The organism is Mesorhizobium sp. LSHC412B00, from assembly GCF_000503035.1.
Lineage (GTDB): Bacteria > Pseudomonadota > Alphaproteobacteria > Rhizobiales > Rhizobiaceae > Mesorhizobium.
In genome coordinates this window covers 205,148-217,899 of sequence record NZ_AYWB01000006.1, presented here as the reverse complement: position 1 = coordinate 217,899, position 12,752 = coordinate 205,148, and the positions used below count along the sequence as shown (strand labels likewise).

Sequence of the window (12,752 nt, the reverse complement as noted above, 5' to 3'; positions counted from 1 at the left end):
ATGCAACGCCGTCGCCGAGATCCCGTCCTGCTTGCCCGGAACGTGCGCGTGAAGCTCGCCGCGAGCGCGGTCGCGACGCTGTTGCTGGCGCTTCTTTCCACCGGGCATGCGCGCGCCGAATTCACCGTCTGCAACCAGACGCTCGACGTCGTCAATCTTGCCGTCGGTCAGAAGGTCGACGATGCCGACCAGACCGATGGCTGGTGGACCATCGGCGCCAATCAATGCGTCAACGTCATTCGCGAGGAGCTGACCAACCGCTACATCTACATCTACGCGACGGATGTCTTCGGCCACGCCATTCTGGCAGGCTCCACCGACATGTGCATCGAGCGGCGGCGGTTCTCGATCCGCGGCATCGATGAATGCTGGCAGCGCGGCCATATCGCGGCGAAGTTTCTCGAAGTCGACACGCAGGAACAGGTGCGCTGGACCTTCTTCCTGACCGGAAGCGCACCGTGACGCACAGCATCGACACCAGCTTCAAGGCAAAGAAGCAGGCGCGCGCCGCGCTACGCAGGCGCAGGATCTGGCTCGGGCTGGCGGCTGGCCTGGCGACAATCGTCCTCGCCGCGATTGCCACCGGCTTCTATCTTACCGCCGACTACTGGTCGTTCCGCGACGAGGACGAGGAACTGCATGCCGTCGAAGACTCGGACGACGTGCCGGCCGACGCATCGGTCTACGTGCCGGCCATCATCGACCTTGCCGGCGACCCGATGTGGATCACACTGGCGCCGGAGGCGGGCGCCGCCAAGAGCCGCGGGATGCCGCGCCCGACGGAGCTCGACCAGGCCGGCATCTCCCCTCAGATCATGGTTCTCTCCGACGTGATGCTGAGCGCCAGCGAAAAATTCATGACGACGATCCCCTCGACGCAGGAGGATTTCGCCTTCTTCCAGGCGCAGCGGAAGACCGCGGTCGCGCCACCCGCCGAACCCAACGATCCGCAGAATGACCTGCAGAACGATCTTCAACCATCGCCCGGCGCGGACGGGGCTCCGGCGGCCTCCGGCCCAGCTCCTGACCCGCAGGCTGCTCCGGGTGCATCGGCGGCGGCCGATGACCCCGAGGCCGGCTGGGGCGAGACCATCGATGAGGGCGAAGCAGCACTCCCCGCCTTTCAGAAGACAGCGGTCGAAAACAACACCAGCGTTGCCAACGTCAGCTCGGAACATCAGCGCTTCGAGGCGACCGAGGACATTTTCGTGAAAATCCTCAACGACCGCAGCCTGGACAGCGTGGCGCTCGATGCGCATTTTTCCGCCGACGACGCAAAGCTTGCCGGCGAGGCGCTGAAGGCGCTGTTCGACAAGGACGGCCTGCAGCCTGGTTATGTCGTGGCGATGCGCGGCTTTAGGCCGACGCGCGAGACCACGACGATGTCGCTGATGCAGGTCTCGATCTACGCCAGGAACGTCTTTGTCGGCACGCTGACACGCAACGCGGCCGGTGCCTTCGTGTCGGGCGTCGACCCGTGGGTGCGCGAGGACCTGTTCAATTATTCGGGCGCCGAGACCGAAGGCACGCAGAAACGACAATACCGCCTGCTCGACGCGATCTATTCGACGGCGGCCCGCAACAATGTGCCGAGCGGCATCATTGGCGAAGCCATCATGTATCTGTCGCGGGGACAGGATCTGGATGCTTTCGCCAGCGAGGACCAGCGTCTTGTGCTGATCTATTCGCAGACGCCGCGCGGCAAGAACGAGACCGACGGACGGGTGCTCTATGTCGGTATCCAAGGCACGCAAAAGAGCTTGGATTGTTTCGTTTTCCAGCAGAGCGACGGCCAGTTTTCCTGCGTCTCGGGCGATGACCAGGTGCGCTCGCTGACGGTGGCCAACGGCATGGTGACGCCGGTCAACGGTGTCATGACGTCGACCTTCGGGCCGCGCAAGCATCCGATCCTGGGCGTTGTTCGCATCCATAAGGGCGTCGACTGGGCAGCACCCGTGGGGACGCCGATCGCCGCAGCCTTCGACGGCGAGATCATCTTCCAGGGCGACGGCGGCGGCTACGGCAATGTGGTCAAAATCGCCCATGGCGGCGGCCGCGAGACGCGCTACGCGCATATGTCGAAATTCGCCATTGCCAGCGGTGTCGGCACCAAGGTGAAGGCCGGCGACATCATCGGCTATATCGGCACCACCGGCCTGTCGACCGGGCCACATTTGCATTTCGAACTCTATCAGAGCGGTCAGGCGATCGATCCGCTCGGAACAGTGACCGCTGCAATCGCCGTCACTTCCAGCGATCCCGCCGTCGAAACCCTGACCGACCGTATCGTCCACGTCGAATCGGGCGGTAGCGCGCGGGCCAAGAACCCGCTGTCTTCGGCAACAGGCGCCGGCCAGTTCATATCCAAGACCTGGATCCGGATGATGAACACCTATCGTCCCGAACTGGCGCGCTCGCTGTCGACCGCAGACCTGCTCGCTTTGCGCTACGACGCCACCATCTCGCGTGAGATGGTGCGCAATCTGGCGCGCGAGGGCGAAGCCTATCTCAAGGCGCGCGGCCATCAGATTACCGCCGGCCGGCTCTATCTCTGCCATTTCCTCGGCATGGAAGGCGCACATCAGGTGCTGGCGTCGCCGGGATCGGCGCAGTTGAGCGCCGTGCTCGGCTCGTCCGTTATCCAGGCCAACCCGTTTCTTGCCGGCAAGACCGCCAGCTACGTCGTCGACTGGGCGGAACGGAAGATGGGCCGCAAATTGCCGACGCCCGCCACCACCGATGCGGGCCAGCAGACGACGACGGAAGTCCGCCAGACATCGCCGGAGTTCGAAAAATACAAGCAGGCGATAACGGCACTGGTCGGCTCGATCCAAAATACTCTTGAGCCGGGCTAGAGCTGGCAGTTCGCCCCGGCTTTCGCCAAGCCGATTGGTTCTGAGGCCGGCGAATGGTATGTTTGCGGATATTTGGGAAGGTTTTTGGGTCCTTGTGAACCAAAACTGTGGCTGGGATCACATACGCCCAACAGCCATTTTGGCAGAAGCGATACAGTCGCTGGTGAAATTTAGCATGCGCAGCCATCAATAACGCGCCCCATTGGGGCGGAGGGCCGATCCCATGAAAGCGTTTGCCGTCCTTTTGAGCGGATTTTTTCTGTTAATGCTGACCGCGCTTGGCACCGTCCAGGCGGCGGCGCCGGATGCCGGTGGCGTCAAACGCGTCGCGCTGGTCATCGGCAACAGCAAATACGTCCATGCCGTCGAATTGCCCAATCCGGCCAATGACGCGCATCTCATCGCATCGACGCTGCGCAATGCCGGCTTCGAGGTGATCGAGGGCGTCGACCAGGACAATGCCGGCATGCACAGCCTGATCAGCAAATTCACCGAGCAGTCCTACGATGCCGACCTCGCCGTCATTTTCTATGCCGGCCACGGCATGCAGGTCGACGGCAAGAACTTTTTGATCCCGGTCGACGCCGAACTGACGTCACCTGCCTATCTCAAGACCCGCACCGTCCAGATCGACGACTTCATGGCCGCATTGCCACCCGACCCGGCGGTCGGCGTCATCATCCTCGATGCCTGCCGCGACAATCCGCTGGCACGCACACTGGCGGCCGCGATGCCGAAGACCCGCTCCACCGCGCTGGGCACCGGCCTGGCGCCGATCGACCCTAAATCAGAGGGCGTCGGCACCGGCGGCATCCTGATTGCTTATGCCACCGACCCGGGCGCCATCGCCTTTGACGGCAACGGCGTCGACAGCCCCTACTCGACCGCGCTCGCCAGGCACCTGACCGAACCCGGCATCGAGATCCAGAGCGCGCTGACGCGGGTGCGCGGCGAAGTGGCCGAGACCACGCAAGGCCGCCAGCGGCCATGGCACAACGCATCGCTGGGCCGCGAGGTTTTCCTTGGCAAACCGGCCGCCGAAGCCGTGCCGGTGGCAAAACCGGCCGCCGACGACGCGAACGCCGCGACAGCGCCCGCCCCTGCCCCCGTCACCAGCGAACCGCCTTCGTGGGAAGTCGAGCAGCGGCTTTGGGACGAGGCCTCGAAGCGCAACACCGCGCCATTCTACGAAGCCTATCTCGAACAGTTCCCGAATGGCCGCTTCGCCACGGTGGCGCGGCTCAACATCGATGCGCTGAACGATCCGAAAGCCCAGGAACGGCAGGTGGCAGCGCTCGATGCCGACGAAGCGAACTCGGGTTCTGCCGTGCGCACCTCGGTCGGCATTTCGGACGACATGAAGAAGGTGCTGGGCACCGAGGCGACGGAGAACGCGATCGGTCTCGATCGCCAGGGCCGCATCGACCTGCAATTGCGCGTCGAGGCGCTGGGCAACGAACTTGGCCGCGTTGACGGCAATATCGGCGCCAAGACCCGGCAAGCGATCGGCGACTGGCAAGAGGGGAACGGGCTGCCTCCGACCACCTTCCTGACGCGCGAGCAACTGGCATTCCTGGTTATCCAGACGGATCCGATGATGGAGGCCGTGCGTGCCAAGCATGAGGCCGACCAGGCCGGCGTGGACAAGCCGAAAAAACAGATGGTGCAGAAGGCCCGCACGCTGAAGCCGGTGGCGGAAAAGCCACGCAAGAAGCAGTACGCCCAGAAGCCGCGCCGACAGCAGCAGTTCGTGCAGAAAAGGCGCAACCGGGAGGTCGTGCGCGAGGATGAGCCGCCGCCGCGGGACAACAATGATTTCCTGACCAAGGCGCTGATCTTCGGCACCGGCGTAGCGGTCGGCGGCGTGCTCAAGAACTGATCGATCACATCGAACGACAAAAACGCCGCGTGTCCGTTGGACGCGCGGCGTTGATGGCCGGAAAACGCAGCCGGCGACGCTACTGCGCCTTGATCCGCATCTCGACCCGGCGATTGACGGGATCGTAGGGGTCGGGGTTGCGTGGATTGGCCTCGCCGAGACCGACCGCCTTGATGCGGGTGGCTTCGATGCCGTTGGATTCGAGGAAGGCCGTCACCGACTGCGCCCTGCGCTGCGACAGCCCCTCATTGTAGGTCGCCGAGCCGGATGCGTCGGTATAGCCTTCGACGACGAAGGACAGCTTGCTCAGCCGATCGTCCTTCAGCGCCTTGGCGAATTCGTCGAGTTCGCTGCGCGCCTTGGCGTCGAGCTCGGACGAATCCAGGCTGAAATTGATCAGCATATCGAGGCCGGTCTTCTCCGGAGGCTTTTCTTTCTGGCCGGTCTTGCTCTTGCACTCGTCCTCGGTGCCGACACAAATCCCGCGTGCCGCGCCGTGATCGATCGTGCCGGCAAAGAACTTCACAATGTCTTCCGATTTCTGAAGTGGGTCGGCATAGACGTGAGTCGAGAAAAGCACGGTCGCCAATGCCAAGACTGAAATGTGCCGCTGCATAACGGTTACTCCCGTTTCGAGCATCCGATTTTCACTCAGGCCCGATCCATGGATCCGGGCCAACTCTTCCTGTTCGACAATGATCTGTCGAGATCACGGTCGGCTGTGGAATATACCAAACCGTGAGGCGTTTGTCTGTGAACAACGTCATGGACATGTGGTGGTCGACAGACTTGACCCGCGCCTCGCAGGCGGGTTGAGTGAGGGCTGGGGGAGGATAACAGCAGCGATGGTCAACGGGCTTCGATTCCAGACCGCACGCGATCTCTTCGCCGCGAACACGGCTGTCGCTCGGGACATGACGGCCGTTCCGACCGACCAACCCTCGCTCGAGTTCTGCCGCCGGCTGATGGCCGGGCGCATCCCCGAGGAAGCGATTACCTTTTGCGCCTATCTCCTGCCTGACCGGGCCGCAATCTGGTGGGGCCATGAGTGCCTTGGGCATCTGACCGAGCTGCTCGAAGAGCAGGATCTCGCAACGCTGGCCCTGATCCAGGACTGGGTCGGCGACCCCAACAATGCGAGCCGCCGGGAGGCTGTCGCCGGGGCGGCGATGAGGCAGCAGCACACGCCTGCCGGCTGGATCGCGCTAGCGGCGCAACGGCACATCAATGGCCTGACGCCGCAGACCAACGGGTCGAGGCTGCGGCCGCTGCCGGCTGCGCATGCCGTCAATGCCGGCATACTGGCCGGACTGGCGCGGGTTGCGGTGGCGGACCGTTTCTCCGTGCTCACCGCCTTTGTCGAGATGGGCATCCATCTGGCCGAAACCGAGGCGCTGCGCCGAGCCTGATTGCTCTGGACGTGATGAGATTTCATTGAAATCTGATCCAACCCATTGTTGGCGGTCTCATTTGCAGCCGTTTTGCGCCCATTTGCCGAGTGCCACCTTGAAGCGCGTGCCCAGCGGGTGTTGCAGGCGCAACACCGAGACATCATTGGTGACGTAGGTCTTGGCCTGGTCGCACAGCCGCTCCTCGGTCCATTGATGACAGTTGCTGCACTGGTTGTCCCAGACGGACTTTTCCAGGCCCTCGACCGGACTGAAGTGCGGCTTGCCCTGGATGAGTTGGGCGATGCTCTTGCCGTCGATCGCCGGGTCGCCGAAATTGACCGGAACGTCGAAAAGGACTGGCGCGTCCGAGCCCAGCTTCGGAATTTCCTCACGCAGCTGTTCCAGCGCCTGCTCGCCGGCGTCCGCACCCGGCGGATTGGCGGCCGCGCCGGTGCGCGCCTGCGTATCGCCTTCGGGCGCAGCCGCGCCGGAATCGCCGACGATCAGCGGCGCCTTGAGATCGACCTTGTGAAGCACGACATCGGTGGTCAGCGAAACGTTGATCCAGGGCCGCTGGCGTCCGGCTGTGGCCTTGAACACATCCGACGTAACCCGGTTCATCGCTTCGGTGATCGAGACGTTGACCTCGCCGATATGGGCAAGCAGCGCCGCCGAAAATGGCGAGTGCTCGCCCGGTCCGTCATAGGCGAGCTGGTTGGGACTGGCAGCGAAGGCGACCAGCGTGCCGGCGCCGCCATTCTCGATCGGTATTTCGGCAAGGCCGCTGCTTGCCGTGCTGTCGCCGCCAGTCTCCTTGGCAAGCACATCGGCGAGCGGGTTGTCGCGGCAGGCGTCGAGGAACACCAGCCTGATGCTGGTCTCGCGCGACATCTGCCGCAGGATGAAGTCCACCTGCACGGCTTCGAAGTCGAGCGAGGTCTCGTCCTCCAGCGCCGCATCGACAGGCAGCAGGTAATTCCTGCCCGAGACCTGCAGGCCATGACCGGCATAGAAGAACAGCGCGATATCGGCGCCACGCACCTGCCGCGCGAATTGCGCGATCTTTTCCTGCGTCTGCGCCTTGGTGAGATCGAGGCCGGAGACGATTTCGAAGCCCAGCCCCTTCAGGCGATCGGACATTGCCTGCGCATCGTTCACCGGATTGGGCAGCACCGGCGCGTTCCGGTAATGGGAATTGCCGAGCACCAGGGCGATGCGGCGTTCGGCACTGGCCGCGGTCATGGTAATGGTCATGGTCAACGCAAGCGCCAGCACCGCGAGGCCGATGCCGCGCATGAAGTTGCCGCAACTTGCAATCATGTCCAAACGCACCGGATTCCTTTTCGGTTGACGGGCCTTCTCAGTTAAGGACCGGCTCAGTTGGCGAGCGGCGTGGCGGAGAACTCGATCCGCCGGTTCAGCGCCTTGTTCTTCGGCGTATCGTTCGGCGCCACCGGCTTTTCCTCGCCATAGCCGGAAGCCGTGATCTGCGCCGATGGAATGCCCGCAGCGATGATCGCGTCGGCGACCGCCTTGGCGCGCCGTTCCGACAGGTTCTTGTTGGCCGTCGGCGACCCGTCGGAATCGGTATGGCCCGAAACCTCGACCTTCAGTTTCGGACATTTGCCGACGACGCCGACCACCTCGGCCAGCAGTGGGCGGCTCTTTTCATCGAGCCGAGCGCTGGCTGGGCGAAAATAGACGGCGCCGGTGCGCGACAGCACCTCGAACCTGTTCAGGCATTCATCGTCGCTGAAGGACGTCTTGCCTGCATCTGTGGCGACCGGCCCGGCATCGGCTGGGGCCGCGACGGCAGGCGTGGCCGCAGGCTTGGCGCCATCAGCGGTGAAGACGAAGTCGAACGACACCGAAGCCGTCGGGACGATGCTGCTGACATTGGCCGCCTGCTGGAGTTTTTCGATGTTGGGCAACAGGCCGAAATCCTCGACATGCACGGCGACCGGCGCCTCCGAGGCGATCGACACCATGCTGTCGGTGATCATGGTGACCACGACATTGGCCTCAAGGTCCTTGTCGACGCCGTGCAGGCTCAGGCGAAACGGGATATGCGCGCTCATGCGCCGTTTGGTGGCGAGATCAGCAAAAGCGGCGGGATCGACTTTCGCCGTCACTTCCGCCGTCGGGAATTTGAAGGTTTCGAAGAACAGGAAGCGCATGCGGACATTGCGAAGGTCGATGCCGGTGTCGACCGAGTTGAGGTCGAACGTGACCTTGGCGGCGCCATCCGATGTCAGCGTGCCCGAGAGGTTCCTGATCTTGTTGGTTTCGACAATGGTGTTCTTCTTCACCGATTGATAGGTGAGCGTCGAATTCGCCGGATCGAGCGTCCAGTTCGGCTTCGCATTCGCCACTTCCGGTGCGAGCAGCAACAGCCCGAATACAGCGGCGACGAGAGCAAGGGCGCCGACGATGCGCCGGCCCTTTGAGAACGGCATTCGTTGCCGAAAAAATCCGCCGACCTCGAACATTGATGCCCCGCCTCAGGACAACAGACCTCAGTTCCGATCACGGCTGTCGAACGCAGTGATGCCAGCGAGCATAGAACATATGATTTGGCTTTGCGAGTAGCTCCGCCTGTCTGCCCAAGGGGAGAAGACAGCTCAAAAATCCGTCATCACTGGCAGCTTAACAGGCGTCAAATCCAGAGGCGCCTTGCGCGATCACGAGCGCTTCGGCGGGCCTGTCGAACGCAGAAAATGCCATTCATAGCCTTGAATATACTACAATATTAGCAACTCCTTGACAATCGACCGAAGCTCTGGTTTCTTGACATATTAAACAAAGTTCGTTGCGTTTTTTACGGACGTGTTCCCATGTCGAGCTTGGTAGTCGCGGACCCGCGGGGGGTGTATCTCGCCGGTCTGGAGTGGGTTTTGCGGAAGGCGGGACACAGCGTTGTCGCAGAATGCCACCACACGATTGAGGTTCTCCCCTTGGTGGAGCGCCACCGGCCCGATCTTGTCATCATAGGGTTGGATGGTGTGGACCGGCAGACGGCCGGCCTTTCCGCAAGGCTGAGAGCCACCAGCAGCCCTTTGGGCATCATCTACATCCTGCAGCCAAACGGCGGATTCGACTTCAACGAAATCCCCAAGCTCGATGCCGACGGCCTGCTGATGGACGGCATCAGCCACAGCTACCTTGTCGAATGCGCCAATGCAGTGGCAGGCGGCCGAAAGTGGGTCGACGACCATATCCTCCAGCATCTGCTGACGCCGAGATCGCTGCCTCAGCGCGCGCCAAAGCTTACTGGACGCGAGACGGAAGTCGCCGGCCTTGTTTCACGCGGCCTGCGCAACAAGATCATTGCGCAGCGACTGCATGTATCCGAAGGCACGGTGAAGATGCACCTGCATCACGTCTACGAGAAGCTCCGCCTCGGCAGCAGGGCGGAACTCGCCTGGGCGACTTTTGGCGAAGCTTCCGACCATCTGGGACCAAGTCACAAAAGCGGGCTTTGATCCTACCTTCGGCGAGCTGGCAAGGCAGGCTGCGTCGACAAGATGCCGACAAAAGGCCGGAAACCCACGGCATATCGATCGATCCATACCAACGCGGTTGCCCGCGAGCGCCTGTCGCGGCTCGATCTTTCGAAGGATGTATATCGTTCGATCAGGTAGGGGCATTCACCATAACACTATCGAACCGCGAATGGACGCGTCCTCTGCGTCGGCGGCACAATGGAGGATAAACGGCCGCAATTCTGTGCGCCGGCGGATGCCCTGGGGTAGGTGCATCCGACATCGGGTGGGGGTGAACCCCTTTTCTTGATGTTGTTCAAAAAGGGGAGAATCTCCATGGCAATCGACATCACAGCTCATGACATCATCATCGATGAGAGCGCTGGCCTCACGGACAATGATATTGACCCATCCGATCCGCTGTACAGCACCAACACCACGCTGCAATATCTGCTGAATCTTGGCACCGCGCTGGAGGTCGCCTTCAAGGAGGACTTCGTGGTGGCCTCTGCGGACCCAGGGGAGACCATCACCTCGGTCGTTCTCGCCCAGGACTCTTCGGGAACTGCGTTTTCACCCACCGACGGCGCGGTCACCGGCATCCGGACGGTCGATGGCAATTATGTCTGGCTGTTCCAAGACCCGAACAATGCAGACGTCGTGATCGGCGTCATTGGGACCTCTGACCCGACCTCAGTTGGCGAGCCCGATCCATTACTCGATCCCCTCGCCTTCTCGTTTGCGCTGGACGGCGACGCGGACCTGTACCTGGTCCAGTACGTGGCGTTGATGAATCCGGACCCTGACAACGCGGACGTCGATCTAATCGATCTGGATCAGCTAGTCTACGCCTCGGTCACCGGGACCAGCGTCCTGAATTTCAGCTCGCTTGGTGACGCCCCTCCCGGACACAACAAGTGGTATATCCTCGACGCTGACACGGCGAGCACGCAGAAGATCCTGGTCACGGCTCATGACAATGGCGTACAGGCTGAAGTCAATGTCAGCACGCAAGGCCTGGGCGTCTCATCACAAGACGTGCGCTTTGGCCGTGAGCTTCAGATCGACCTGATCAACGGCGGCACCCAGAGCGCCGGCAAGAACTTTACCAACACGCCGACCGCGCCGAACTACACAGATCACATCGAGACCGTCTCCACCGCGGGTTTCTCGATTTCGCAGTCTACTCCGACCCATACCGTGGCTGACATAGAGGTCCACGCCTACAACAATGATGACAACGCGAAAGGCGCCACGTTACCGGGTGATGACAACGATGCGGAAGTCAACATCGCCTCAGTGACTTTCAAGCTGAACGGCGTGGTAACGGATGCCGCCACCCTGGGCATCACGGTTGATTACACCAACCTGGGAGTGATCCTTCACAATGTCGGCGAGGGTGTGACGGTCGATTTCACCGCAGACGCAACCTTTGACCGCTTCACTATCAAGAACATTGACGAGCAAAAAGACTATTTCGATGTCAAGGAAGTGCATTTCGGCACAGATCAGACCAACGTCGCCAGCGCAGAGGTCGGCTCCTTGATCAACTTCGACGATGACGGCCCATCGATCGTGCCGTCCGGCAATGACGTACCGACCCTGGTGGTCGGCGATTCGGACTTCGTTACCGACGACTCGACCAGCTTCGCGGCGCTGTTCACGCCGAACTTTGGCGTCGATGGACCAGCGGCCACCGACGATGTGACCTACACGCTGGATGTACTCGGCGGCGGCAGTAACGTCGCCAGCGGCGTGTTCGATACGCTCAGCGGCCTTGAGGTGCTTCTCAATGTTGTCGGCGGCGACATCGTCGGCACTGCCGGCACGGATGAGGTGTTCCGCATCTCGGTCGATGCCGACGGCAACGTGACCCTCGACCAGTCGCGTGCGGTTGTCCATGGCGATCCAACCGATCCCGTAGAGGCGGACACTCCGGTCATCCTTGCCGCCAACCTGGTGAGCCTGACCGCAACCGCAACCGACGGCGACGGCGACAGCGCGCACACCTCGGTCGACATAGGCGGTGCCTTCACCTTCGAAGACACCGGGCCGGCAATTGCTGTGGAGAACGCAACCGGTGACTACGACAGTGGCGCCCATGGCACCTGGACGCACGACCCAGGCGCCGACGGGTTCAACCTGCTGGGCGTAACGCTGGACGATTATACAATCGACTCCAACCCGACGGTAACGTCGGGCCTATCCCTGACACCGGACGCGGCAGACCCTTACACCTTCACAGGCTCGATCCACGATGACTTCAACGGCGACGGCACGGCTGAAGACGTGGACTTCACACTGACCTTCGATCCGGTCAACGGCACTTACGACCTTGACGTCGACACCCCTCCCGGAACGATCACGACCTTCGACACCACACAGGGTTCGCTGAAGGCGGGCGGTCCGGACGCGGTGCAGACGCTGCAATTCCCGCCGACCGGTCACGACGGTGACGTCATCTTCTTCAGCAATCTGGTGACCGCTCCCCTGGAGAATGGGGCGGGCAGTTTCCCGAACGACATCGAAGACCTGGTCAACAATGACCCTACCGAGGCAACGCTGGAGGGGTATGGTGCCACTAGCCTGATCAACAGCTCATCGAAGATGAACGTGTCGACTTCGGGCATCGGCGTCAACAACAACAACCTCGACGGCAAGAGCGGGGGTACCCCGCTGTTCGCCGGCACCTCAATCACCTCGGGCGACGAGAGCTTCGTGGTCAATCCCCAGCAAGACGTGGATAAGGTCACGGTCTATATCGACAACTCCGTCGGCGGCTACAACCCGGCTACGGAAGACCTCTATTACATCGTCTACTATACGGACGGTACCGTCAGCGGTCCTACCGACGTGACGGCGGGCATGCTCAGCAATGCCCCGCGCCACGACCCGCTCATTCCTGACGTCGCGGAGGGCGGGAAGTACTTCGAGATCGACGGCGGCGCGAAGCAGATCGAGGCGGTCCAGCTCATCATGGGCGTGGGCACCGTCAAGATCCCCGTGATTCAGTTCTCGCTCGAGCAGGAGTCCAACCCGGCGCCGCTCGACCTGGATTTCACGGCCAATCTCGTCGACGGCGACAATGACAGCTTTACCGACACGTTCTCGGTCCATGTCGACGCCCCGGACGGCATCATCTGAC

9 protein-coding genes are annotated in these 12,752 nt (G+C 62.1%); 6 read left to right on the top strand and 3 right to left on the bottom strand.

The window, feature by feature from the left end:
• From X757_RS150950 to X757_RS150960, 3 genes are all read left to right on the top strand, one after another.
• Entirely contained in the window at positions 1-462 is a 462-nt protein-coding gene (locus tag X757_RS150950) for a DUF1036 domain-containing protein (RefSeq protein ID WP_050485828.1), read from the top strand.
• A complete protein-coding gene (locus X757_RS150955) occupies positions 459-2,855 on the top strand; it encodes a M23 family metallopeptidase (RefSeq protein ID WP_023726327.1) in 2,397 nt (798 codons plus the stop codon). Before X757_RS150950 ends, X757_RS150955 begins: the two co-directional genes overlap by 4 nt.
• A 265-nt stretch (positions 2,856-3,120) precedes the next feature.
• Complete coding sequence (locus X757_RS150960; RefSeq protein WP_023695271.1) at positions 3,121-4,734, top strand: caspase family protein; 1,614 nt, start codon at positions 3,121-3,123, stop codon at positions 4,732-4,734.
• 79 nt (positions 4,735-4,813) lie between these two features.
• Here the strand turns inward: X757_RS150960 and X757_RS150965 are convergent, their stop codons facing one another.
• A complete protein-coding gene (locus X757_RS150965) occupies positions 4,814-5,350 on the bottom strand; it encodes an OmpA family protein (RefSeq protein WP_023682635.1) in 537 nt (178 codons plus the stop codon).
• 229 nt (positions 5,351-5,579) lie between these two features.
• Here X757_RS150965 and X757_RS150970 point away from each other — a divergent pair, with 229 nt between their 5' ends.
• Positions 5,580-6,143: a hypothetical protein gene (locus tag X757_RS150970; protein ID WP_023726325.1), complete on the top strand. Its 564-nt coding sequence runs from the start codon at positions 5,580-5,582 to the stop codon at positions 6,141-6,143.
• Between the two features lie 57 nt (positions 6,144-6,200).
• Here X757_RS150970 and X757_RS150975 read toward each other — a convergent pair whose 3' ends face one another.
• Complete coding sequence (locus X757_RS150975) at positions 6,201-7,445, bottom strand: caspase domain-containing protein (protein WP_023667915.1); 1,245 nt, start codon at positions 7,443-7,445, stop codon at positions 6,201-6,203.
• A 56-nt stretch (positions 7,446-7,501) separates the two neighbouring features.
• The gene (locus X757_RS150980) at positions 7,502-8,581 is read right to left on the bottom strand and encodes an OmpA family protein (protein WP_245275064.1); all 1,080 of its coding nucleotides are present in this window, start codon (positions 8,579-8,581) and stop codon (positions 7,502-7,504) included.
• Between the two features lie 378 nt (positions 8,582-8,959).
• Here X757_RS150980 and X757_RS0133945 point away from each other — a divergent pair, with 378 nt between their 5' ends.
• Together X757_RS0133945 and X757_RS1000000168525 are read left to right on the top strand one after the other, a co-directional pair.
• Positions 8,960-9,607: a response regulator transcription factor gene (locus X757_RS0133945; RefSeq protein WP_031244072.1), complete on the top strand. Its 648-nt coding sequence runs from the start codon at positions 8,960-8,962 to the stop codon at positions 9,605-9,607.
• 336 nt (positions 9,608-9,943) lie between these two features.
• A complete protein-coding gene (locus X757_RS1000000168525; protein ID WP_023726320.1) occupies positions 9,944-12,751 on the top strand; it encodes a DUF5801 repeats-in-toxin domain-containing protein in 2,808 nt (935 codons plus the stop codon).
• Position 12,752 lies beyond the last annotated feature (1 nt).